General features: G+C 74.7%; 11 protein-coding genes. 4 read left to right on the plus strand and 7 right to left on the minus strand.

Going from position 1 to position 24,944, the window contains the following annotated elements:
* Positions 1 to 4: 4 nt before the first annotated feature.
* Genes ACSU6Z_RS23970 through ACSU6Z_RS23980 form a run of 3 tightly spaced genes read right to left on the minus strand, consistent with a single transcriptional unit; the run spans position 5 to position 3,651 of the window.
* The gene (locus tag ACSU6Z_RS23970; protein ID WP_437048615.1) at positions 5 to 820 is read right to left on the minus strand and encodes a hypothetical protein; all 816 of its coding nucleotides are present in this window, start codon (positions 818 to 820) and stop codon (positions 5 to 7) included.
* Positions 820 to 2,088, minus strand: a complete 1,269-nt coding sequence (locus ACSU6Z_RS23975; protein WP_437048617.1) for a VWA domain-containing protein — start codon at positions 2,086 to 2,088, stop codon at positions 820 to 822. Before ACSU6Z_RS23975 ends, ACSU6Z_RS23970 begins: the two co-directional genes overlap by 1 nt.
* Before the next feature lie 45 nt (positions 2,089 to 2,133).
* Positions 2,134 to 3,651 (minus strand): IucA/IucC family protein, encoded by a 1,518-nt coding sequence (locus ACSU6Z_RS23980; protein WP_437048619.1) that lies wholly within the window; start codon positions 3,649 to 3,651, stop codon positions 2,134 to 2,136.
* Positions 3,652 to 3,743: 92 nt separating this feature from the next.
* On the opposite strand from ACSU6Z_RS23980, the gene ACSU6Z_RS23985 reads away from it, so the two are divergent.
* Entirely contained in the window at positions 3,744 to 5,333 is a 1,590-nt protein-coding gene (locus ACSU6Z_RS23985) for an IucA/IucC family protein (RefSeq protein WP_437048621.1), read from the plus strand.
* Between the two features lie 202 nt (positions 5,334 to 5,535).
* Here ACSU6Z_RS23985 and ACSU6Z_RS23990 read toward each other — a convergent pair whose 3' ends face one another.
* The 3 genes from ACSU6Z_RS23990 to ACSU6Z_RS24000 form a co-directional block, all read right to left on the minus strand.
* The gene (locus ACSU6Z_RS23990) at positions 5,536 to 6,303 is read right to left on the minus strand and encodes a thioesterase II family protein (protein ID WP_437048622.1); all 768 of its coding nucleotides are present in this window, start codon (positions 6,301 to 6,303) and stop codon (positions 5,536 to 5,538) included.
* A 450-nt stretch (positions 6,304 to 6,753) separates the two neighbouring features.
* Positions 6,754 to 9,300 carry an FtsX-like permease family protein gene (locus ACSU6Z_RS23995; RefSeq protein ID WP_437048624.1) on the minus strand — a complete coding sequence of 849 codons (2,547 nt, stop codon included), beginning with the start codon at positions 9,298 to 9,300 and terminating at the stop codon, positions 6,754 to 6,756.
* Positions 9,300 to 10,103: an ABC transporter ATP-binding protein gene (locus ACSU6Z_RS24000; RefSeq protein WP_437048625.1), complete on the minus strand. Its 804-nt coding sequence runs from the start codon at positions 10,101 to 10,103 to the stop codon at positions 9,300 to 9,302. The genes ACSU6Z_RS23995 and ACSU6Z_RS24000 overlap by 1 nt, the downstream gene beginning before the upstream one ends.
* 208 nt (positions 10,104 to 10,311) lie before the next feature.
* Here ACSU6Z_RS24000 and ACSU6Z_RS24005 point away from each other — a divergent pair, with 208 nt between their 5' ends.
* The 3 genes from ACSU6Z_RS24005 to ACSU6Z_RS24015 are packed head-to-tail and all read left to right on the plus strand — an operon-like array spanning position 10,312 to position 13,891.
* Positions 10,312 to 11,598: a sensor histidine kinase gene (locus ACSU6Z_RS24005; RefSeq protein ID WP_437048626.1), complete on the plus strand. Its 1,287-nt coding sequence runs from the start codon at positions 10,312 to 10,314 to the stop codon at positions 11,596 to 11,598.
* Positions 11,586 to 12,275 (plus strand): response regulator transcription factor, encoded by a 690-nt coding sequence (locus tag ACSU6Z_RS24010; protein ID WP_437048628.1) that lies wholly within the window; start codon positions 11,586 to 11,588, stop codon positions 12,273 to 12,275. The genes ACSU6Z_RS24005 and ACSU6Z_RS24010 overlap by 13 nt, the downstream gene beginning before the upstream one ends.
* Positions 12,272 to 13,891, plus strand: a complete 1,620-nt coding sequence (locus tag ACSU6Z_RS24015) for an MFS transporter (RefSeq protein ID WP_437048629.1) — start codon at positions 12,272 to 12,274, stop codon at positions 13,889 to 13,891. Before ACSU6Z_RS24010 ends, ACSU6Z_RS24015 begins: the two co-directional genes overlap by 4 nt.
* A gap of 92 nt (positions 13,892 to 13,983) precedes the next feature.
* Here the strand turns inward: ACSU6Z_RS24015 and ACSU6Z_RS24020 are convergent, their stop codons facing one another.
* Positions 13,984 to 24,933 (minus strand): SDR family NAD(P)-dependent oxidoreductase, encoded by a 10,950-nt coding sequence (locus tag ACSU6Z_RS24020; RefSeq protein WP_437050451.1) that lies wholly within the window; start codon positions 24,931 to 24,933, stop codon positions 13,984 to 13,986.
* Positions 24,934 to 24,944: the final 11 nt, after the last annotated feature.

Raw genomic sequence — 24,944 nt, forward strand, 5'->3', positions numbered from 1 at the left:
GGTCTCAGACCCCCGGCGGCACCCGTGGGGGCCGCCCCGATCCGCGCGTCAGCGCGTACCCGGCGACGCCCGCCAGCGCGGCCAGCACGCCGCCCGCCGCGGTCCACACCCAGCGGTCGGACCACCGGCCCGACGACCACCCGTCGTCGGGTTCCAGTCCGAACAGCACCGCCGAGGAGCCGTCGCCGTCCCGGTCGTCCGCCGCGATGCCCGGCACCAGCGGCTCGGCCAGGGAGCCGTCCACCGCGGCCGGCCCGCCGACGTCCTCGGCGTCGACCCGGATCTCGGCGCCGACCGGCAGGCCCCGGTCGGCCGTGGGCAGGCCGACGGCCGTGAGGCGGACGTAGTACGTGCCCGGCAGCGGGTCGTTCGCCCACGGTTCCGCCCAGGCGCGGACCGTGCGCAGCACGCAGGCCAGCTCCACGGAGGCGGCGCCCGCCGCCGCGGTGCGGGTCTGGGCGCCGTACTGGCAGGCCTGGCGGCGGCGCAGGCCGTCGTACACGTCGATCCGCCAGGTCTGGGCGGCGTGCGCCGCGGGCAGCTTCACCGTCGCCCGCACGGTGGGGCGCTGCCCGGTGTCCGCGGGGAAGGACCAGTACAGGTAGTCGCCGGCGGCGCCGTCCGCCGTGGCCCGCCGCCCCTGCTCGATCTCGGTCGCCGTGCGGAACGACGTGCCCGCGAACGCCGGCGCCCCGCCGTCGTCCGACGGGTCCGGGGAGGGCGTGCCGGCCGCCGCGGGGGCCGCCGCGAGCCCGAGCAGCACCAGTGCGGCGCCCAGTACACGGGGAACACGCAGGGGGATACGTGGGGAAATGCGCATCAGTTGGTCCTCCAGACCGCGACCCGCCAGCGTGACAGCCAGCCCCAGAGGAGACCGGCGAGGAAGCCGGCCAGGACGAGCACGCCCAGCAGCCACCAGCCGCGCCCGAGGCCGAAGGAGGCCACGTCGCCCGCCGGGTCGGGGCCGTCGACGACGTCGACCGTCAGCTCCAGCGGCAGACCGGGCGTGCTCTTCACGCCGGAGGCCGCCGAGAAGGAGTGGGTGACCTGGAGGCAGACGGTCTCGGCGGCCGGCTCGCCGTCGTCGTCCCGCTCGGCCTTCGGGTACCGCAGGCCGGTCGAGATCACGTCCGTGCGGCCGTTGCCCGCCGCCTCGCCGCGCACGATCTCACGGCCGTGCGCCGTCACCGCCCGCAGCAGCACCCCGTAGGAGGGGTTGACGGCCCGGTCGGCGGCCACGCTCACCGAGGCCCGCAGCTCCTGGCCCGGCAGCACCTCCACGCGGTACCAGCGCTGCTGCCCGAACTCCTCCCGGTCGGTGTACAGACCGGACTTCAGCACCGGTGCCTTCGCGCAGCTGCCCGCGCCCTCGACGGCCACCGGCGTCACCACCGGATCGGCCGCCCGGTCCACCAACTGGCTCACCCGGTCCGACAGTTCGTCGGTGTGCTCGACGGAGGTGTACGTCCCGCCGGTCGCCTCGGCGATGCAGCCGAGCTGCTGTCGCATCTTCGCGTTGGGGACCAGGCCGAGCGTGTCGATGGTCAGGCCGATGCCCTTGGCGGCGATCTCGCGGGCCACTTCGCACGGGTCGAGCGGGGCGCAGGTGTCCTCGCCGTCGCTGATCAGCACGATCCGCTTGGAGCCGGTGCCGCCGTCGAGGTCGTCGGCCGCCTCCAGCAGGGCGGGGCCGATCGGCGTCCAGCCGGTGGGCACCAGGGTCGCCACCGCCGCCTTGGCCTCGGTGCGGTCCAGCGGGCCGACCGGGTAGAGCTGTGCGGTGTCCTTGCATCCCGTCTTGCGGTCGTCGCCCGCGTAGTCGGCGCCGAGGGTGCGGATGCCCAGCCGCACCTCCTCGGGCGTCGCGTCGAGCACCTCGTTGAACGCCTGCTTCGCCGCGGCCATCCGGGAACCGCCGTCGATGTCCCGCGCCCGCATCGAGCCGCTGACGTCGAGTACGAGGTTCACCTTCGGCGCGTCCTCGCCGGCGGGTTCACCGGCCGCCGCCCCGGCCGGGAGGGCGAGCCCGGCCGTCAGCGCGGCGAGCAGCGCGCCCACGCCTGCCGCGAGCCGTTTTCTTATGATCATCGGCGGATCTTATGGAGCGCCGGTGCCGTGCTCCAAAACGGACCGTCAGCACGCGGGCTCGTGGAGGGGGTTGGGCAGCTCGCCCCACAGGTCCCCGCCCGTCCCCGGCGACAGCCGCATCAGCGTCAGCGCCTTCACCGGCAGCGGTTCGTCCAGGAGCGCCACGAGGTCCGGGGTGCGGGGCAGATCCCGTACGGCCGTCTCCAGGGCGTCCCGCAGCGCCGGGCCCGATCCGGCCGCGGCGGCCAGCGCACCGCCCACCAGGGAGCCGAACAGCTTGCGGCGCAGCGCCCGTTCGTCGTCCGTGACGATCCGCGAGGGCAGACCGGTCGCGGTGAGCCCGTGCCGGGCCAGGCGGGCCGGACCGACCCGGATGTCGGCCAGGTCACGGTAGACCAGTCGCCGCGGGGCGCCCGACGCGTCCAGCACGACCAGCAGGTTCTGCCCGTGCGCCTCCAGGGCCACGCCCAGCTCCAGCAGGCGCAGCCCGGCGGCGAGGGCCAGCCGGGCGAAGGCGGCCAGCCAGGCGGCGGAGCCGGGCAGCCCGGTCGTGGCGAGCGCCGCCACCGGCAGCACGTGCTCGCCCGGCGCCGCGTACACCGCCGGCGCCTCGCGCACCATCGCCGCCAGGTCGGGCGAGCCGTCGGTGGCGGCGCCCAGCGTGCGCGTCACGCGCAGCAGCCCGTCCGTGCGCGCCGCCAGTTCCTCCCCGAACGCGGACAAGGCCGCGGAGGCGGTGACGGAGGCGACGGAGATGTCCCGTACCGAGGAGGTCAGCCGGGCGCTCAGCGCCGTCTTGACGTGCGGCCCGCCGGGCAGGGCCAGGGTGCGCAGGGACATCAGCGGGTGCGCGGCCAGCCGGGCCCCGCCCCGCCGCTTCAGCACGTGCGCCGCCTGCCAGGGATGCACCGGGACCAGCACCCGCCCCGCGTCCCGCAGCTCCGGCGGCCACTCCCCGGCCACCAGGCACCGCGCGGCGGGGACCGGCACCAGCCCCAGCTCCACCACCGGCCGGTGCTCGGGCCCGTAGGCGAGTTGCTCGGCCACCGAGAACCCCGGGCGGGAGCGGCAGCCCGGATGGAACGGGTGCCCGTCGACGACCCGCTGCTCCCACTCCCAGTCCCGCCGCGGCCACGCCCGCCCGCCCGCCGGGCCGTCGTCCGGCTGCCCGGCCCGGGCCAGTGCCGTGGAGGCCGCGCTGTGCCCGAGTTCGGCGGCGAAGGCCGGGCCGTGCGGTACGGCCAGGTCCCGCACCAGCGCCGCCGGGTCGGCGTACGCGACACCGTCGAGGCGGACGGCGGTGACGTAGGCGTCGGTGCGGTAGGGATCGGCGGCCGGGCCGCACAGCCGGCGTCCGTCCCGCAGCCGCAGCACCAGGGAGCCCCGGCCCGGTTCCCGGCGCTCGACCCAGGGCAGCGGCTCGTACGCGAGCGCGCGCCACAGCCGGGACAGCACGGCGGCGCGGGCGCCGGGCAGCTCGGCCGCGTACCGGGGGAGGAGACCGGGCCGTACGGCGGCCAGCTCCTCGGCGACCTCGGCCTCGGCGGTGCGGGGACGGTGCACGGGCGGACTCCTCGGGTAGGAATAGGTCTCACGACGCCGGGGACGCCAGACATACTGACCGCCCCGGCCCATGGACGGACCGTAGGGAACGAGTGGATCGCGTGGATCTCCTGCCCCCGCCCGCCGGCGACGACCCCACGGGTGACGCCACCCCGGCCCGCGTCGGTACCCCGGCGGGTGACGGCGGCGCCCGGGGCCGCGGCGCGGACGTCGCCGGGCGCGCCGACGCCTACGCCGCCGCGCCGCTGCTCAACTGCCTGCTGCGGGAGGTGGCCGAGCCCCTCCCCGGCCGGGGCTCCGGCGAGCGGAGGGTGTACCGGCTGCCCGGCACCGGCCGGCTGCTGCGGGTGCTCGCCGGGCGGCGGCCCGCCGAGCCCGAGACGTACGAGGCGGGCCGCTGGCACCGCCTCGGCCACACCGAACTGGTGAAACTCACGGCCGAGGAACTGACCCGGCACACCGGCCTGCCCAACCACGAACTGCCCACCGAGATGACCGACAGCCGCGACGCGGTCGCCGCGCTGCTGGCCGCCAGGGACCTCGCCGCCCCGCCCGGCGACCCCTACCTCGTCTCCGAGCAGTGCCTCCTCACCGGCCACCCCCACCACCCCGCCCCCAAGGCGCGCGGCGGCGGACCGCAGGCCGGCTGGCTGCCGTACGCGCCCGAGGCGCACGCCCGGTTCCCGCTGCCCCTGCTCGGCGTGCGCGAGGACGCCGTCGCCGAGGAGGGCGACACCGCGGCCCTGGACGCCCTCGGCACGGCCCCGCCCGGTTACCGGCTGCTGCCCGTCCACCCCTGGCAGCTCGACCTGGCCGGCCCCGCGCTCACCGCCGCCCTCGCCGACGGGCGCCTGCTCCGGCTGGGCCGCACGCCCTTCCCCGTCTGGCCGACGGCCGCGATCCGCACCGTGTACGCACCCCGGCGGGACCTGTTCCTGAAGTTCAGCCTGGACGTCCGCATCACCAACGACATCCGGCGGCTGTGGCGCCACGACCTGCTGAGGCTGCGCCGCACCGACGCCGCGGCGACCGCCGCCCTCGCCGCGGTCGGGCCGCCGGCGGCCTGGCTCGGCGACCGCGGCTACCGCACCGCGGACTTCGCCTTCGAGGAACTGGCCGTCGTCGTCCGCGGCGGGCTGCGCGACCGCCTGGCGCCCGGCGCGACCCCGCTGCTCGCCGCCGGGCTGGTGGAGGGCTTCCCGGGCAACCCGCTGGAACACGCGGCGGACCCCGCCGCCTGGTGGCGGGCGTACCTCGCCGCGGTCGTACCGCCGGCCCTGGCGGCCTTCGCCGACCACGGCGTCGTCCTGGAGGCCCACCTGCAGAACACGCTGGTCGCCGTGGACGGGCGGGGCACGCCGGTGCAGGCGCTGTTCCGGGACGCCGAGGGCGTCAAGCTGCTGGCCGACACCCCGCGCGCCGCCGGCTGGGAGCGGCTGGTGTACTGCCTGGTCGTCAACCACCTGTACGAGATCGCCGCCGCGCTCGCCGAACACCACCGGGGATTCGACCCCTGGCCGGCCGCCCGCCGCGAGCTGGCCCGGCACGGCCTCCCCGAGATCCCCGCCCTGCTCTCCTCGCCCACCCTGCCCGGCAAGACCAACCTGCTGCTGCGCTGGACGGGCGCGGACGGCGCCGACGCCCGCTACCGGCCGCTGCCCAACCCGCTGGCCCGTACCTGACCCGAACCGCTCACCGGTCCGCGCGAGCGGCTCACCTGCAGCGGCGCCGGTCGCAACGGCGGCCGCGTGCCCCCGCCGCGCCCCGAGCCGCCCGCCGCGACGTCCGGCCGCCGGCTCCCGTCACGCCGGAGCCCGGAAGCCGTGCCGATCGGGGGGCGCCCGGCGAGGTCCCGCCGCCCGGCCGGGACCCGGGGGCCTCGTGTCAACCCTGTCGGCCGGTCAGGGACGCGACGTGGTCCCGGATCGCCGCGGTCACCGCCCCAGCGTGGTGGTTCAGGTAGAAGTGGCCGCCCGGGAACGTCCTCAGCTCGAAACCGGCCGAGGTGTGCTCGGCCCAGCCGCGGGCCTCCTCGACGCTCGCCACCGGGTCGTTGTCGCCGAGGAGGACGAGCAGCGGGCAGGGCAGGGGCGGGCCGGGGCGGTGGCGGTACGTCTCCACGGCCTCGTAGTCGGCGCGGATCACCGGCAGCAGCAGGGCCCGCATCTCGGGGTCCTCGAAGACGCGGACGTCGCTGCCGCCGAGCCTGGCCATCTCGGCCACGATGCCCCGGTCGTCGCGCCGGTGCACGTTCTCGTCACGGAAGCTGGTCGGCGAGCGGCGGCCGGAGACGACGACGGTGAGCGGCGGCGTGCCCCCGTCCGCCAGGCGCCGCGCCACCTCGGCGGCGACCAGTGCGCCCATGCTGTGGCCGAAGAGGGCCAGCGGGCGGTCCGCCCAGGGACGGATCGCCTCGGTGGCCTGCCGCGCCAGTTCCCCGACGGAGCGAACGACGGGCTCCGCCCTGCGTTCCTGGCGTCCCGGGTACTGGACGGCCAGTACCTCGAGGTCCGGGCTCAGCGCCGCGGAGACGGGATGGAAGTAGGTCGCGGCGCCGCCCGCGTGCGGGAAGCAGACGAGCCTGGCGCCGGCCTCCTTAGACGGGTGGAAACGCTGAATCCACGCGCTCTTCTCCTGAACCCTGCTCGTCACCTGGGGCCCCTCACACATGGTTGGCGTACCGGAGCGGGACCGCGCCCGCCGGGCAAGCCTCTCAACGGGCGCACCCCGGGCCAACCCCTAGCTGGGGTGCATAGGGGCTGCTGTCCGGGCCGGGTCGCGGGGAAGCGGCGTCGTCGGCCGGCGACGGTGAGCGGGGCCCGGCGCGCGGGGCTGCGAGGCGGAGGGGGAATCGACGCGGACGGCACGGACGGCATGGAGCGTCGGCGAGTGACGACGGCGCGGTGGACGCCCGTGCCGGACCCCGTGTCCCCGGCGCGATCCGAGCGACAACCCAGGGGAGGCCGGGGGAAGGGGAAGGGTCCCACCGCCTGTTCAGGCGGTGGGACCCGGTGGGACGCCCCGCGGGGGATTCGGGGCGCCCGGTTCAGGGTGGTTCGGGTGGCTCGCCCGGTGGCCCGGGAAGGGGCACCGGGGCCGTCGTCACGCGGCCGCGGTCGCCGCCTCCACCGGGCGGGACTTGGTGACCCGCCAGGTCGGCAGCAGGGTCGCCGCGGCGGTGATCACGACGGCGCCGGCCACGATCGTGAAGTAGATCCACAGCGGTACGGACGGGACCAGTTCGTCCAGCTTCGCGAGGCTGTAGGGGAAGAAGGTGATGGTCGCGGCGACCGTGCCGAGGACCACCCCGACGATCGAGGTGAGCACGCTCTCCAGGCCCATCATCGCCATGACCTGCTTCCTGGTGAAGCCGGTGAGCTGCTGGAGCCCGAACTCCCGGCGGCGGCGGCCGGTGGCCGCGATCAGGGTGTTGACCACGGAGATCGCGGTGTAGCCGACGATCAGCCCCACCACCAGGTAGTTGATGGTGGCCAGCTGCTGCTGGCCCCCGGTGCGCCCGGCGGTCAGCGCGCCGCTGTCCGACACCTCGACGCCCGGCTGGTCCTTGACGAGCGCGGTCACCGCGGCGGTCACCTCGGCGGGATCGGCCCCCGCGGCGTGGTGCACCAGGATCTGCCCGGCGACCCCGTCGGTGGTGTGCGCCGCCAGCAGCGGGGCGGGCATCAGCAGCGCCGTCGTCTCGCCCTCCGGCTGGTAGGTGGCCACCACCTTCACCGTGACCGGGGTGCCGTCGCCGAGCCTGAGGGTGACGGTGTCGCCGACCCCGCGGCCCAGGGACTCGGCGTGCTCGACGGTCAGCGCGACGCTGTCGCCGCGCAGGTTCGACAGCGACCCGGTGGCGGCCCGCACCGTGAGGTTCCCCGCGTCGTCGACGCCCTGCAGCGGCCGGCCGTCGCCGGTCTGCTCGGCGTCCTCGGGGCTCTGCACGAAACCGGTGCTGGTCACGTAGGAGGAGGCCGCGTCGACGCCCGGCACCTGCCGCACCCGGTCGAGGGTGCCGGGAGCGAACCCGCCGGCCCTGGCGGTCAGCACGTCGTCGGTGCGCAGCACCCCGTTGTGCGCGGCCCGGTTGGAGGCGTCCTCGATCTGCTGCATGTACAGGGTGCCGGTGGCGACGCCGGTCAGCAGGATGATCGGGGTGATGGTCGAGGCCAGACGGATGGTGTGGGCACGGGCGTTGAGCACCGCCATGTACCCGGTGAGTCCGGTCAGCGCGCGCATCGGGCCCTGCAGCAGCCACACGATCGCCTTGGTGAAACCGGGGGCGAGCAGCGCCAGGCCGATGGCCCACATGATGCAGGCGGGGCCCGCCGTGCTGGCCGTCAGGTCACCTTCCATCATCGTCACGGTCATGACGGCCATGCCGGCACCGCCGGCGAGGAAGAGCACCGACAGCACGATCCGGGTACGGGTCAGCCAGCGGCCCTCGGTGGCGCTGCTCGCCAGGGCGTCGGTGGCCCGGGTTCCGGCGATCTTGCGGGCGGTGATGTACGCGGCGCCGACCGACGCCAGCAGCGAGGCCACCACGGCGACGACCGCGGGCGCCAGGCTCTGCCGGAACTCGACGGCGCCCGAGATGATCCCGGCGTCGACCAGCTTGTCGAAGAGGAGGCCGCTGAGCAGCGCGCCCGGCAGGCAGCCGAGCACCGAGGCCAGGACGGAGATCACCAGCGTCTCGCTGAGGATCATGCGGCGCAGTTGGGACGGGGTGGTGCCGATCGCCTTCAGCAGGGCCATCTCACGCTGCCGCTGCTGCACCGTCAGGCCCAGCGTCGAGGACGCCCCGAACATGGCGACCAGGATCGCCCAGCCGCCGAAGATCGCGGAAAGCATGATCAGGTTCTGCTGGCCGGCGGCGGCCTGGGGGAACTCCGCGAGCCCCCGGTTGTCGCCGGTCAGCGTCACGGCGGCACCGTCCAGCGCCTTGTCGATCCGGTCGCGCAGCTCGGCGGTGTCCGTGTCCGACGCGGGCAGCACCCCGATCGCGTCCACGGTGTCGTCGCCGCGCAGGGCCGCGGCCTGCCCGTCGCTGAAGAACACCGCGGGCCGGGACGCCGTACGCCCGCCGGACTGCTCGACGATGCCGGTGAGCCGGTACTCCTGGGTACGGCCGGTGGCGACGATGCGCACCCGGTCGCCCACGTCCGCGCCGGCCCGCTCGGCGAGACCGGTGTCGAGCACCACGTCGCCCACCGCGCCGGGCCGCGCTCCGGCCGTGAGGGTATAGGGGGTGAGCTGGGCGGAGCTCCAGCCGTGGCCGAGCTGGCGGTGCTCGTCGCCGGCGGCGCCGTCGGACAGGGGAGTGACCGGGCGGCCGTCGCGGACGACGGCCACCGGGAAGGACACGTCGGTGACCGCCCGTTCCACCCCGGCCACGTCCTCGACCGCGCGCACCTGCGCCTGGCCGAGCCGCACCCGCTCGCTGAGCTGGGAGCCGTCGTACTCCTGGTCGCCCGCCACCACGATGGGGGCCGCGGCGAACCGCTGGGCCGGCACCGCGTCGCGGACGCCGCTTTCCATGAGCCCGCCGCAGGCCATGATGAGGGCCGCGCCGAAGAACATGGCGATGAAGGTGGCCACGAATCCACCGAGGCGGAACCGCAGCGTGTGCAGTGCCAGGGACAACATCAGTACATGCCTCCGGCCGCGGTGGACTGCCGGCCGTGCACGGCGGGCGCCTCGTCGGCCCACGCGCCCAGGCGGGTCATGCGCTCGGCGACCGCCTCGGCCGTCGGGTGGTAGAGGTCCCCCACGAACCGGCCGTCGGCGAGGAAGACCACCCGGTCCGCGTAGGACGCGGCCACCGGGTCGTGCGTCACCATGACGATGGTCTGCCGCAGCGCCCGCACGGACTCCTGCATCAGCAGCAGCACCTCGCGGGCGGTACGGGTGTCGAGCGCGCCGGTCGGCTCGTCGGCGAAGACCACCGCGGGTCCGGTCACCAGGGCGCGGGCGATCGCCACGCGCTGCTGCTGGCCGCCGGACAGCTGGGCGGGCCGGTTGTTCCTGCGGTCGCCGAGCCCCACCCGCTCGATGATCTCCGCCACCCGCTTGCGGTCGGGGCGCCGCCCCGCGAGCTTCAGCGGCAGGGTGACGTTCTGTGTCACGGACAGGGCGGGCAGCAGGTTGAACGCCTGGAAGATGAAGCCGATGCGTTCGCGCCGCATCTTCGCCAGTGTCGTCTCGTCGTAGTCACCGAGGTCCTCGCCGTCCAGCAGGACGGTGCCCGAGGTCGGCCGGTCGAGTCCCGCCGCGCAGTGCAGGAAGGTGCTCTTGCCCGAGCCGGACGGACCCATCACGGCGGTGAAACTGCCGCGCTGGAAGGCCAGGCTGACGCCGTTGAGGGCCGTCACCGAGTTGGCGCCCTGGCCGTACACCTTGTGGACGGCTTCGAGCCGTACCGTGTCGTCTACAGCGATGGTGGTGTCCATTCACACTCCCTGAACCTGTCGCGTGGGGGCCGCGATCACGTTGTCCACGCTAGGGACGGGCAGGGGTGCGCGCCGATGGGTCTTCTTCCACAACCGGGGTGGAGGAATCCCTACCCCCGACCGGGACCGATCCCCACCGCCCGGCCGGCGCCGGCATGCGATCCTTCACTCGACGCGGGCGGCCGTGGAGCACAGGAGGCTGGGGCAGTTGGACAGGGTTGGGACCGCACGGTCACCGAAACGGCGCGGGCTCGCGGAGCGGCTGCGCTGGTGCATGCGGGGACTGCTGGTCGCCGTACTCTCCCAGGCCGGGAGCGTCGTCCTGCTGACCGTCACGGTCACCACCTTCGCCGCCATGGCGATCGGCATAGGGTTCCTCGTCCTGCCGGTCGTCATGACCGCCGTGCGCGGTCTCGCCGACTTCCACCGGCGCACCGCCCGGGAGTGGACGGGCGAGACCATCGACACCCCCTACCGGCGGACCACCGTCGACGGTGCCTACGACACTGCGGGCACCTTCACCCACTGCCGCCGGCTGCTCTCCGACCCCGCCACCTGGCGGGACATCCTGTGGATGCTGCTCGACGCCCCCGTGGGCCTCGTCCTCGGGCTGCTGCCGGTGTCCCTCGTCGCCTACGGCCTCAACGGCATGTTCGTCACGCCGTTCCTCTGGCAGAGCATGGGCCCGCACTGGGGGTTCGGCGCCACCTGGTTCATCACCGACCAGGGCGACGCCAACCTCGCCATCCCGCAGGGCTTCCTCCTCGTGGTGACCGGCCTGCTGATCGCGCCGGCGCTGGGGCGGCTGTACATCCGCTTCAACCGGGCCCTGCTCGCGCCCACCCGCAACGCCCGCCTCGCCCTGCGCGTGGAGGAGCTGACCGAGACCAGGTCCGAGGCGGCGGAGGCACAGGCCGCCGAGCTGCGCCGGATCGAGCGGGACCTGCACGACGGGGCGCAGGCCCGTCTCGTGGCGCTCGGCATGAAGCTCGGGCTCGCCGACACGCAACTGGAGACCAACCCCGAACTGGTGCGCCAACTCCTCGCCGAGGCCATGGAGTCCAGCAGCCAGGCGCTCAGCGAACTGCGCGACCTGGTGCGCGGCATCCACCCGCCGGTGCTCGCCGAGCGCGGACTCGACGGCGCCGTCCGGGCGCTCGCGATGGCCCTGGCCATCCCCGTCGAGGTCCACATCGACCTGCCCGGACGGCCCCAGCCGCCGATCGAGTCCGCCACCTACTTCGTGATCGCCGAGGCGCTCGCCAACGTCACCAAGCACAGCGGCGCGAACCGCGTCAGCATCCGGCTCTGGTACGCCGACGGCCGCCTTCGCGCCGAGATCGGCGACAACGGGCGCGGCGGCGCCGAGGCCGAGGGCGGCAGCGGCCTGCGCGGCCTCCAGCGCCGGCTGGCGTCCTTCGACGGAAAACTCGACATAGACAGCCCGATGGGCGGACCGACCCTAGTGACGATGGAGCTCCCGTGCGAGTTGTGATCGCGGAGGACCTGGCCCTGCTGCGGGAGGGACTGGTACAACTCCTGACCGCACACGACTTCGAGGTGATCGAGGCGGTGGACAACGGCCCGGCGATGCTGCGGGCTCTGCTCACCCACCGTCCCGACGTCGCCATCGTCGACGTGCGGCTGCCCCCCACCTTCACCGACGAGGGACTTCAGGCCGCCGTCCAGGCCCGCGCGCAGGTGCCGGGCCTGCCGATCCTGGTGCTGTCCCAGCACGTGGAGCAGATGTACGCGCGGGAGCTGCTGTCCGACCAGAACGGCGGTGTCGGCTACCTGCTCAAGGACCGCGTCTTCGACGTGCGCCGCTTCGTCGACATGGTCAAACAGGTCGCCTCCGGAGGGACCGTGATGGACCCCAAGGTGGTCTCCGAGCTGATGACCAAGCACAACACCGAGACCAGCCCGGTGCACAGCCTGACCGAGCGGGAGCGCGAGGTGCTCGGCCTGATGGCCGAAGGCCGCTCCAACGCGGCCATCGCCGCGCGGATGTTCGTCTCCGAAAAGGCGGTCAGCAAGCACACCAACAGCATCTTCTCGAAGCTGGGCCTCACCGTGTCCGGGGACGACAACCGCCGTGTGCTGGCGGTACTGGCCTACCTGAACGCGGAGGCGCGGCACCCGTCGGCGAAGCAGGAGCGGAGTACCCCATGAGCCATCCCACGGCGGCGCCCGTCCACGCGCCCCCCAGAGCCGGGCGAAAACAGTGGACGGGACTCGCCGTCCTCATCATCGCGGTCCTGCTGGTCTCGCTCGACATGCAGGTCCTGTCCTACGCGCTGCCGTTCGTCAGCGCCGAGCTGGCCCCCAGCAGCGCGCAGCTCCTCTGGATCGTCAACATCTACCCCTTCGTCCTCGCCGGGCTGCTCCTGACGATGGGCGCGCTCGGCGACCGGACGGGCCACAAGCGGCTGCTCATGGGCGGCGCCGTCGTCTTCGGCGCGGCCTCCGCGGTGGCCGCCCTCGCCTCCAGCCCCGAGATGCTGATCGCGAGCCGCGCCCTGCTCGGGCTCGGCGGCGCCACCCTGATGCCGGCCACCCTGTCGCTGATCCGCACCATGTTCCGCGACGACGGGCAGCGCAGGACCGCCATCGCCGTGTGGACCGGGGCGTTCGCCGGCGGGGCCATCCTCGGCCCGCTCCTCGGCGGCGTACTCCTCGAACACTTCTGGTGGGGCTCGGTCTTCCTGGTCAACCTGCCCGTGATGGTGCTGCTGCTGGTCCTCGGATCGCTGCTGCTGCCGGAGTCCAAGGCGGCGGAGCCCGCCAGGTTCGACCTGTTCAGTGCCGCCCTCTCGCTGGCCGCCGTGCTGCCCGCCGTCTACGGCATCCAGCGCATCGCCGAGAAGGGGCCGGGCGCCGTGCCCGTGGCCGCGATCGCCGCGGGTCTCGCCGTCGGCTGGTACTTCCTGCGACGCCAGCACACGCTCGCCGAACCCCTCCTGGACGTGCGGCTCTTCGGCGACCGGGCGTTCAGCGCGTCCGTCGCGACCAGTGTGCTCGCCATCTTCTCCCTGGTCGGCTCGGGCCTCTTCACCGCCCAGTACCTCCAGATGGTGCTCGGCTTCGGCCCGTTGCGGGCGGGCCTGTGGGCGCTGCCCGCCGCGGGTGCCGCACTGGTCAGTTCAGGGCTCGGTCCCGTGCTGGCCCGCTTCGTGCGTCCGGGTGTGGTGGTGACCTGCGGCCTGGTGACCGGGGCGCTCGGGTACGGGGTGCTCGCCCAGCTGCACGCCGACTCCGGCGTCGGGACGCTCGTGACCGGCACCGTCGTCATGTCGGCCGGCATCACCCTCGTCATGACCACCACCTCCGACCTGGTGATCGCCACCGCCCCGCCGGACCGTGCCGGGTCCGTCTCCGGACTCTCCCAGACCGCCACCGAGTTCGGCGGCGCCTTCGGCGTCGCCATCCTCGGCTCCATCGGCACCGCGGTGTACCGCGACGACGTCGCCGGGCGGGTACCGGCGGACCTGCCGTCGGACGCGGTGCGCTCCGCGCGGGACACCCTCGGCGGCGCCGTGGAGGCATCCCGTCACCTGCCCGCCCGCGCCGGGGACGAACTGCTCGCCGTGGCACGAGAGTCGTTCGCTCACGGTCTGCGCGCCGCCTCCTGGACCGCGGCCGGGCTGCTGCTCCTCATGGCGGTGGTCTCCCTGTTCCTGCTGCGGCACGCGCGAGGGGCGTCCCCGGAGACGGCCGCCGCGTCCGCCGCGCCCGTCACGGCGGACGCGGCCGGCGACGAGGCACCGGCGGTGTCCGGGCGGAGCTGAGGCCGGCACGCGACGAAGGGGGCCGGCCACCGCGGAAACGGTGGCCGGCCCCCTTCGTCGTCCGCCGTCCGGGGCGGCGCACCCGGCCGGAGTCAGTCGGCGTCCAGCTCGCTGTCGAGGATGTCGAACAGCTCGTCCGCGGAGACCGACTCCAGCTCCGCCCGGTCCTCCTCGGCCGTGCGTTCGTCGGCCGGCCGGGCCACCTCGCTCCACTGCGCCACCAGCGCCCGCAGCCGGGCCGTGACGCGGGTGTGCTCGTCCACGTCGGGGGTGACCGTGCTCATCGCGGCCTCCAGGCCCGCCAGCTCGGCCTCCAGGGCCTCCAGGGGCGACACCGCCGCGCCCCCGCCTCCCACCAGTTCGGTCCGCAGGTGACGGGCCGCGGCCAGCGGGGTCGGGTGGTCGTAGATCAGGGTGGACGGCAGCCGGAGCCCACTCACGCCGCCCAGCCGGTTGCGCAGTTCGAGCGCCGTCAACGAGTCGAAGCCCAGCTCCACGAAGCCGCGCGCCGGATCGACGTCCGCGGCCCGCGCGTGGCCCAGCACCTCCGCCGTGTGGCCGCGCACCAGGTCCAGCAGGGCGCGTTCCTGCTCCTGCGGCGCCATCCCCGCCAGCCGGCCCGCCAGGTCGCCGCCCCGGGACCCGTCACCCGTACCGCCATCGCCCCGGGTCACGGCCCTGCGAGCGGGTGCCCCGGGCAGCGCGCGCAGCATCGCGGGCACGCCCTCGGCGCTCCGGCCGGCCGCGACGCGGGTGACGTCCAGCGCCATGGGGAGCAGCACCGCGCGATCCGGGACGTCCCCGGCGAGCGCCGCGTCGAACAGCGCCAGGCCCTCGTCCTCCGCGAGCGGCCGCATCCCGGAGCGTTCCATCCGCCGGACGTCGGCCTCGGTGAGCCCGTCGCTCATTCCCGTGTCCGCGGCCCACAACCCCCAGGCCAGCGAGAGCCCGGCCAGTCCCCGGGCCCGCCGGTGCTGGACCAGGGCGTCGAGGAAGGCGTTGGCCGCCGCGTAATTGGCCTGTCCCGCGGCGCCGAGGGTGCCCGCCGCGGACGAGTACACCACGAACGCGGCGAGGTCCGCGTCCGCCGTCGACCGGTGCAGGTTCAGCACCGCGTCGACCTTGGGCCGCAGCACGGTGTCGAACCGCTCGGGCGTCTGCGCGGCCAGCGTCGCGTCGTCGAGCACCCCGGCGGTGTGGATGACACCGGTCAGCGGGTGGGCGTCCGGGATCTTGGCGAGCGCGGCCCGCAGCGCGTCCTCGTCGGCCGCGTCACAGGCCACGACGTCGACGTGCGCGCCCGACTCGGCGAGCTCGGAGACGAGTTCGCCGGCTCCGTCGGCGGCCGGACCGCGGCGGCTGAGCAGCAGAAGGCGCCGTACGCCGTGCTGTGCGACGAGGTGACGCGCGACCACCCGGCCGAGGCCGCCGGTGCCACCGGTGACCAGCACGGTGCCCTCGGGCGCGAACCGGATGTTCCGGGCCTCTGGGACGGTACGGCCGGCCCGGTCGGCGGTGGGCGTGACCCGTACGAGCCGCGGGGCGAGGGCGGTGCCGTCGCGCAGGGCGAGCTCGGGTTCCCCGCCGGTCGCCGCCGCCGCGGGCAGGGACTTCCACGACTCCGGCGTGCCGTCCACGTCCACCAGCGCCACCCGGCCCGGGTGCTCCTCGCGCACGGCGCGCACGAGCCCCCACACCGCGGAGCCCGCGAGGTCGAGCACCTCCTCGGCCTCGCCACCGGGGCGGGGCGCGGACACCGCCCGCCGGGTGACGACGACGATCCGGGTGTCGCTGAACCGATCGTCCACGAGCCACCGCTGGAGCAACGACAGCACCCGTCCGGTCGCGATCCGCACCGCCGCGGCAGTCCCCGCCGACACGGGGACCGGCTCGGAGCCGGACAGTGACGTGTCGGGTCCCTCGTCACCGTGCAGCACCACGATCGGGGGAACGACGGCGGGCAGTTGGGCCTCCGCCCCGGCCCGCCAGGCGTCCTCCGCGGTGTGCGCGCCGGAGAGCCGTACGGTCAGGAGCTCCGCGGCGGGATCGCCCACCCGCGGGAGCGGCACGAGAGTCCAGTCGACACCGAACAGCGGGTGCCGGGCGGCCCCGCTGTCCGGAAGCTGTCCGGCGGTGATGGCGCGCAGCACGAGCGAGTCCACGGACACCACGGTCTCGCCCCGCGCGTCCGCCGCGAGAACGGACAGCGCGTTCCCCGGGGCACGGGTGATCCGCACCCGCAACCGGGTCGCCCCGGAGGCGTGCAGGGTCACGCCCCGCCACGCGAAGGGCAGCAGCATGCCCGACTGCTCACCGCCGCTCTGCGGGCCCTCGAGGTCCAGGGCGTGGAGGGCGGCGTCGAGGAGGGCGGGGTGGAGGCCGAAGGCGTCGGCGTCGTGGTGTGCTTGGTCGGGGAGGGTGACTTCGGCGTAGAGGTGGTCGCCGTCGCTCCAGGCGGCGGTGAGGCCTTGGAAGGTGGGGCCGTAGTGGTAGCCCTGGTCGGCCAGGGTCTCGTAGGTGTGGTGCAGGGGGATGGGTTCGGCGCCCGGGGGTGGCCAGGTGGTGAGGTCGTCGTCGGGGTCGTGGTGGGTGGGCTGGGGGGTGAGGGTGCCTTCGGCGTGCTGGGTCCAGGGGGCGTGGGGGGTGTGGGGGCGGGTGTGGATGGTGAGGGCGCGGCGTCGTTGGTCGTCGGGGGCGCCGACGGTGACCTGGAGGTCGAGGCTGTGGTCCGCCGGGAGGATCAGGGGTGTTTGGAGTGTCAGTTCTTCCAGGTGGGGGGTGCCGGTGTGGTCGCCGGCGTGGATGGCGAGTTCGACCAGTGCGGTTCCGGGCAGCAGGACGGTGCCCATGATGCGGTGGTCGGCCAGCCAGGGGTGGGTGGTCGTGTTCAGGGAGCCGGTGAGGATGGTCTCCTCGGCTCCGGCACGGTGCAGCACGGCCCCCAGCAGGGGGTGCCCGGCGGAGGACTGCCCCAAGGCGGTCACATCGCCGAGTTCGGCCACCGCGTCGATCCAGTAGTGCTGTCGTTGGAAGGGGTAGGTGGGCAGGTCGACGTGGCGGGTGGGGGTGGTGTGCAGGGCGGTCCAGTCGACGGGGTGGCCGTGGGTCCACAGGTGGGCCAGGGCGGTGAGGGCTTCGGTGGGTTCGGGCCGGGTCCGGCGCAGCAGCGGGAGGCAGTGTGCGCCGTCCTGGGGCAGGGTGTCGGCGGCCATGGCGCTCAGTACGGCGTCGGGGCCCAGTTCCAGGAAGGTGGTGACGCCGTCGTCGGCCAGGGTGCGTACCGCGTCGCTGAAGCGGACGGTGTCGCGGACGTGGCCGGCCCAGTACTCGGGTGAGGTGACCTCGCCGGTCGTGATGGTGCGTCCGGTCACCGTCGACACCAGCGGGATGCGCGGCTCGGCGTACCGCAGCACCTGGGCGACCTGCCGGAACTGGGTGAGCATCGGTTCCATCAGCGGGGAGTGGAAGGCGTGGGAGACCTTCAAGCGGGAGGTCTTGCCGCCCTTGGCCCGTACCGCTGCCACGACCGCTTCCACCCGGGCCGCGGCACCGGAGACGACCACGGAGGCGGGGCCGTTGACGGCGGCGACGGCGGCGTCGTCCGCCCCGGCCAGCAGGGCGCGCACCTCCTCCTCGCCGGCCTGCACCGCGGCCATCGTCCCGCCCGGGGGCAGGGCCTGCATCAGCCGGCCGCGCGCCGCGACCAAAGCGCAGGCGTCGGCCAGGGAGAACACGCCCGCCACGTGCGCGGCGCCGATCTCGCCGATGGAGTGGCCCATGACGACGTCGGGACGCACCCCCCAGGACTCCACCAGCCGGAACAGGGCCACCTCCAGGGCGAACAGAGCCGGCTGGGCGTACTCGGTACGCTCCAGCAACGCCGCCTCCCGCGACCCCTCCACCGCGAACAACACCTCCTTGAGTGGACGCGGAAGCAGCGGATCCAGGTGGACACACACCTCGTCCAGGGCGTCGGCGAACACCGGGAACACCTCCGCCAGCCCGGCGCCCATGCCGACACGCTGAGCCCCCTGACCGGTGAACAAGAACGCCAGCCGGCCCTCGGTCGCGCTCGCCTGGACCAGGCCCGGGGTGGTCTCCCCGGCCGCCAGGGCGCGCAGCCCCGCCAGCAGCTCGTCGCGGTCCGTGCCGAGGACGACCGCGCGGCGGTCCAGCCGGGCGCGCGTGGTCGCCAGCGCCGCGGCCACGTCCACCGGATCCGGGGCGTCCGCGGCGTCCAGCAAGTCCAGCACCCCCTTGGCCTGCGCACGCAGCGCGGCCGCGTTCGCGGCGGACACCGGGAGCAGCACGGGACCCGAAGGAGTGGGGAGCTCGGCAGACGTGTCCTGGACGGGCTCCGGGCTCGGCGACTGCTCCAGGATGACGTGGGCGTTGGTGCCGCTGATCCCGAAGGAGGACACGCCGGCTCGGCGGGGCTCCTCGCCGCTCCACGGCACGGCCTCGGTCAGCAGCTCGACCCGGCCGGCCGTCCAGTCCACATGGGGCGTCGGCTCGTCCACGTGCAGGGTCTTGGGAAGCACCCCGTGCCGCATCGCCATGACCATTTTGATCACTCCGGCGACACCGGCGGCGGCCTGGGTGTGTCCGATGTTGGACTTGATGGAGCCGAGCCACAGGGGGTGGTCCGCGGGGCGGTCCTGGCCGTAGGTGGCGATGAGGGCCTGTGCCTCGATGGGGTCGCCCAGGACCGTTCCGGTGCCGTGTGCCTCGACGGCGTCGATGTCGGCGGGGGAGAGGTGGGCGGCGGCCAGGGCCTGGTTGATGACGCGTTGCTGGGAGGGGCCGTTGGGGGCGGTGAGGCCGTTGCTGGCGCCGTCCTGGTTGACGGCGGAGCCGCGCACCACCGCGAGGACGGGGTGGTTGTTGCGCCGGGCGTCGGAGAGCCGCTCGACCACCAGCACGCCGACGCCCTCGGAGAGGCTCGTGCCGTCCGCCGCCCCCGCGAACGCCTTCGCCCTGCCGTCGAAGGCGAGGTTGTGCGCCCGGCTGAAGTCGATGAACGTCTCGGGCGTGAACATCACCGACGCGCCGCCGGCGAGCGCCAGTTGGCATTCGCCGCTCCGCAGCGCCTGCACGGCCAGGTGCAGTGCCACCAGGGACGAGGAGCAGGCGGTGTCGACCGTGACCGCGGGGCCTTCGAGGCCGAGGGTGTAGGAGACTCGGCCGGAGGCGACGCTGCCCAGGCTGCCGTTGCCGAGGTAGGCGTCGACGCCCTCGGGGACGGGGGAGTTGCCGAGGCGTGAGGCGTAGTCGTGGTACATGATGCCGGTGAAGACGCCGGTGCGGCTGCCGCGCAGGGCGTGGGGGTCGAGTCCGGCGCGCTCCAGGGCCTCCCAGGACGCCTCCAGCAGGAGGCGCTGCTGGGGGTCGGTGGCGAGGGCCTCCCGGGGGGAGATGCCGAAGAACTCGGCGTCGAAGTCCGCCGCGTTGTAGAGGAAACCGCCCTCGATCGCGTGGCTGGTGTTCGGCCGTACCCCGTTGGTGTCGCAGATCTCCGCGAGGTCCCAGCCGCGGTCGGCGGGGAACGTCGAGACGCCGTCGCGGCCCTCGGCCAGCAACTCCCAGAGCTCCTCGGGGCTGGTGACGCCCCCGGGGAAGCGGCAGCTCATGCCGACGATCGCGATGGGCTCGTCGGGGACCGTACCGGCCGGCCGCGCCGGGGCCGCTTCCCGCGGTTCGTCGGCGCCGCCGACTCCGGCGAGCAGGAACTCCGCCAGGGCGGCCGGTGTGGGATGGTCGAAGACCAGGGTGACCGGCAGTCTGATGCCGACGGCCGCGCCCAGCCGGTTGCGCAGCGCCACGGAGGCGAGCGAGTCGAAGCCCAGGTCCCTGAAGGCGCGCTCCGGGTCGACGGCCTCCGCGCCGTCGTGCCCGAGGATGCCCGCGACATGGGTGCGTACCAGGCCGAGCAGCAGCCGGCGGCGCTCGGGCGCCGGCATCCGCAGCAGCCGATGGGCCAGCGTGTCGTCACCGTCCGCCGCGGCGGACGCCATCGCTCGCCGTGCCACGGGCCGCACCAGGCCGCTCAGCAGGGGTGGCAGGCCGCCCGGCCGGTCGCGCAGCGCCTTCAGGTCGAGCCGGACCGGCAGCAGCACCGGGGCCGACCCCGAGACCGCGATGTCGAAGAGGGCCGCGCCCTCCTCCGCCGACAGGCCCAGCACCCCCGACCGCGCCAGCTGTGCGACGTCCGCCTCGGTCAGGTGGGTCGTCATGTCGGACTTCTGCGCCCACAGGCCCCAGCCGAGGGAGTGGGCGGGGAGGCCGTGTCGGGTGCGGTGGTGGGCGAGGGCGTCGAGGAAGGCGTTGGCGGCGGCGTAGTTGGCTTGTCCGGCGCCGTCGAGGGTGGCGGCGGCGCTGGAGTAGAGGATGAAGTGGGTGAGGTCGAGGTGGGTGGTTGCCTGGTGCAGGTGCCAGGCGGCGTCTGCTTTGGGGGTCAGGGTGGTGTCGAGGTGGGTGGGGGTCTGGTTGGTGAGGGTGGCGTCGTTGAGGGTGCCGGCGGTGTGGATGATGCCTTTGAGGTGGGGGAGGGTGTTGATGAGTTCGGTGACTTGGGTGGGGTCGCCGACGTCGCAGGTGTGGAGGGTGACGTGGGCGCCGAGGTCGGTGAGGTGTTGGGTGAGTGTGGTGGCGCCGGTTGCGGTGGCTCCGCTGCGGCTGGCGAGGGCGAGGGTGCGTATGCCGTGGTGGGTGACGAGGTGTTCGGCGATGAGGGTGGCCAGTGCGCCGGTGCCTCCGGTGATGAGGAGGGTGTCCTGCGGGTCCCACGACTCGAAGCCGGTGGCGGCGGGGGTGTCCGGGGTCGCGCGCACGAGCCGGGACACGTGGGCGACGCCACCGCGCAGGACGATCTCCGGCTCACCGCTCGTCAGCGCCGCGGCGGCGAGCCGTCGCGCGGACTCGGGCGTGCCGTCCGTGTCGGCCAGCACGAAGCAGTCCGGCGTCTCCGCCTGCGCCGCCCGGACGAGCCCCCACACCGCCGCGCCGACCAGGTCCGTCGGCACCCCCTCGGGGCCCACCGCCCCGCGGGTGACCACGGCGAGACGGGACGTTGCCGGGCGGTCCTCGGCCAGCCAGCCCTGAAGCGCGGCCAGCACGCTGCCGAGGGTGGCGCGCAGCAGCTCCGGCATCCGCTCGGCCTCCGGGACCTCGACCGGCGGGACCGGGAGGACCAGCAGCTCCGGCGCGGCGCCGGCGCCCGCGGGCTCGCCCGCCGGAAGCAGCGCGGCGTGGGCGGCGGCATCCGCGGCCCCGTGGCCGGGCAGCAGGGCCCATGAGGTCTCGGGCGCGGTGGAGGCATCGTCGGGCCTCGGCTGCCACTCGACCCGGAACAGCGAGTCGCGGTGCGGGGCCGGGGCGGTCGACGGACCGTCGAGCGCGACCGGGCGCAGGATCAGCCCGTCGACGGAGGCCACCGGCGCGCCCGTCGGGTCGGCCAGGCTCAGGCTCACCGTGTCGTCCCCGTTCGGTGCGACCCGCACCCGGAGCGCCGCGGCGCCCACGGCCCACAGGCTCACCCCGCTCCAGCTGAAGGGCAGCCGGATGCCGTCGGCGGTGCCGGTCGCGGCGGTGGTGCCGAAGGGGCCGAGGCCCGCCGCGTGCAGGGCCGCGTCGAAGAGCGCGGGGTGCAGGCCGAACCTGGTGGCCTCGCCGCGGGCGTCATCGGTGAGGGCGACCTCGGCGAACACCTCGTCACCGCGTTGCCAGGCGGCGGTCAGTCCCCGGAAGACCGGGCCGTAGCCGTAGCCCTCCTCCGCCAGCCGCTCGTAGAGGTCCGTCACGTCCAAGGCGGTGGCGCCCTCCGGCGGCCACGGAGCCGAGGCATCCGCGGGCTCGGGCCGTGCGGGCTCGGGAACCAGGAAGCCGGTGGCGTGTCCCGTCCAGCCCGTCTCGTCGCCGCCGTCGGGCCCGGTGCCGGCCGGCGGGCGCGAGTGGATCGTCACCGGGCGCCGGCCGTCCCGGCCGGGCACGCCCACGAACACCTGGAGCTGGACGCCCCCCTTGTCGGGCAGCGGCAGCGGGGCGGTCAGGGTGAGTTCGTCGATCCGGCCGCAGCCGACCTGGTCACCGGCGCGGACGGCGAGTTCCACCAGCGCCGTGCCCGGCAGCAGCACCGTGCCGCCGGCTGCGTGGTCGGCCAGCCACGGATGGGTGTCCAGGCCGATCCGGCCCGTCAGCAGCGCGCCGTCGGCGTCGGCGAGGCCGATCGCGGCACCCAGCAGGGGGTGGTCGGCGCCGTCGAGCCCGGCCGAGGCCACGTCGGAACCGCCCGGTTCCGGGCGCGGCCAGTACGAGCGGCGCTGGAACGGATAGGTGGGCAGATCCACCCACGACGGCTCGTGCGGTGCGAACACCGGCCCCCAGTCCACGCCCACCCCGCGCACCCACGCCTCCGCGAGCGAGCGGTGGAAGCGGCCCATGCCGCCGTGGTGCCTGCGCAGTGAACCGAGCGCGGCGGCGGGCCGCCCCACGGCCTCCCCGGTCTCCTGGATGCCCACCGACAGCACCGGGTGCGGGCTCGCCTCGACGAAGACGGTGTGCCCCTCGGCCAGCAGCACCCGGGTGGTCTCCTCGAAGCGCACCGTCCGGCGCAGGTTGCGGTACCAGTACGCGGCGTCGAGTCCAGTGGTGTCGATGACGGACGCGGTCACCGTCGAGTAGAACGGGATGCGGGAGGCGCGCGGGGCGATGTCCGCGAGAACGTCGAGCAACTCCTCCTCGATGGCCTCCACATGGGCGGAGTGCGAGGCGTAGTCGACCGGGATCTTCCGTGCCCACACGCCGTCCGCCTGCAACTCGGCGTGCAATTCGTCGAGCGCGCCCGAGTCGCCCGAGACGGCCACCGATCCCGAGCCGTTGACCGCGGCCACGGACAGCCGCCCGTTCCAGCGCCGCAACCGCTCCTCGACCCGATCGGCGGGTGAGGACACCGACATCATGCCGCCGGGACCCGCCAGCCGGCGCGCGATGATCCGGCTGCGCAGGGCCACCACTCGGGCGGCGTCCTCCAGGGAGAGGGCGCCCGCGACGCACGCCGCGGCGATCTCGCCCTGCGAGTGGCCGACGACGGCGGCGGGCCGCACCCCGTGAGCGCGCCACAGCTCGGCCAGCGACACCATCACGGCGAACAGCACGGGCTGCACCACGTCGACGCGCTCCAGGGAGGGGGCGTCGGGATCGCCGCGCAGCACGGCCAGCAGGTCCCAGTCGGTGAACGCGCTCAGGGCCTGCGCGCACTCGTGGACGCGCCGGGCGAACACCGGTGACGAGTCGAGGAGTTCGACCGCCATGCCGGCCCACTGCGAGCCCTGTCCGGGAAAGACGAAGGCCACCTTGGCCCGGCTGGCGGCCGTGCCGCTCGCCAGGTTGTCGGGGGTGTCGCCCGCCGCGGCGGCCCGCAGCCCCGCGAGCAATTCGTCCCGGTCGCCCGCGACCAGCGCGGCGCGGTGCTCCAGCGCGGCGCGGGTGGTGGCCAGCGAGTGGCCGAGGTCGACGAGGCGGACACCGAGGCCGCCCGCGACCCGCTCGGCGAGCCGCCCCGCCTGCTCGCGCAGCGCCGCCCTGCTCTTCGCGCTGAGGAGGAACGGGTACGGCTGCGCGGCCGCGGCGGCCGGCTCCGCGGACGGGGCCGGCTCGCTCTCCGGCGCCTGCTCGATGATCACGTGCGCGTTGGTGCCGCTGAGCCCGAAGGAGGAGACCGCGGCGCGGCGCGGACGGTCGCGCACCCACGGCAGCGGCTCGGTGAGCAACCGCACGGAACCGTCCTCCCAGTCCACCTTGGAGGAGGGGGTGTCCACGTGCAGGGTCCGCGGCAGCACCCCGTGCCGCAGCGCCAGCACCGACTTGATCACCCCGGCCACACCGGCGGCGGCCTGGGTGTGCCCGATGTTGGACTTGACCGAGCCGAGCCACAGCGGATCGCCCGCGGAACGGTCCTTGCCGTACGTGGCGATGAGGGCCTGCGCCTCGATGGGGTCGCCCAGGACGGTGCCCGTGCCGTGGGCCTCCACGAGGTCGACGTCCGCGGGGGTGAGTCCCGCGTCGGTGAGCGCCTGGCGGATCACCCGCTGCTGCGAGGGTCCGTTCGGCGCGGTCAGGCCGTTGCTCGCGCCGTCCTGGTTCAGCGCCGAGCCCCGCACCACCGCGAGGATGCGGCGCCCGTTGCGGCGCGCGTCCGACAGCCGCTCCAGCACGAGCATGCCCACGCCCTCGCCCCAGCCCGTGCCGGCGGCGGAGTCGGCGAAGGACCGGCAGCGGCCGTCGAGCGCGAGCCCGCGCTGCCGGCTGAACTCCACGAACGTACGGGCCGTGGACATCACGGTGACCCCGCCCGCCAGCGCGAGACCGCACTCGCCCTTGCGCAGCGCCTGTACCGCCAGGTGCAGGGCCACCAGCGACGACGAGCAGGCCGTGTCGACCGACAGGGACGGTCCTTCGAGGCCCAGCGTGTAGGAGACGCGCCCCGAGACGATGCTGCCGTCGGTGCCGGTGACCATGAACCCCTCGGCGCCCTCGGGCACGGTGCCCACCCGCACCGGGTAGTCCGTGGCCATCACGCCCGCGTACACACCGGTCCGGGTGCCGACGAGGGACTGCGGGTCGATGCCGGCCCGCTCGAACGCCTCCCAGGACACCTCCAGGAGCAGCCGCTGCTGGGGGTCGGTGGCGGTGGCCTCGTGCGGGCTCATCCCGAAGAACGCCGCGTCGAACTCCGGTGCCCGGTGCAGGAATCCACCCTGCCCGGTGTAACTGGTGTGCGGCCGGGTGCCCTCGGGATCGACCACCTTGTCGAGGTCCCATCCCCGATTGGCGGGGAAGTCGGTGATGGCGTCGGTGCCCGAGTCGACGAGCGACCAAAGGTCCTCCGGGGACTCCACGTCCCCCGGGAAGCGGCAGCTCATGCCCACGATGGCCACCGGCTCGGCGGCGGCGGCCGTGGCCTCGTCATACCGTCGGCGCAGCCGCTCGTTCTCCAGCAGCGACGCGCGCAGCGCCTCGGCGATCTTCTGCACGGGTGTGTCCACGGTCGTCACTC

Origin of the sequence: Streptomyces sp. enrichment culture (assembly GCF_964273145.1) — a bacterium.
GTDB lineage: Bacteria > Actinomycetota > Actinomycetes > Streptomycetales > Streptomycetaceae > Streptomyces.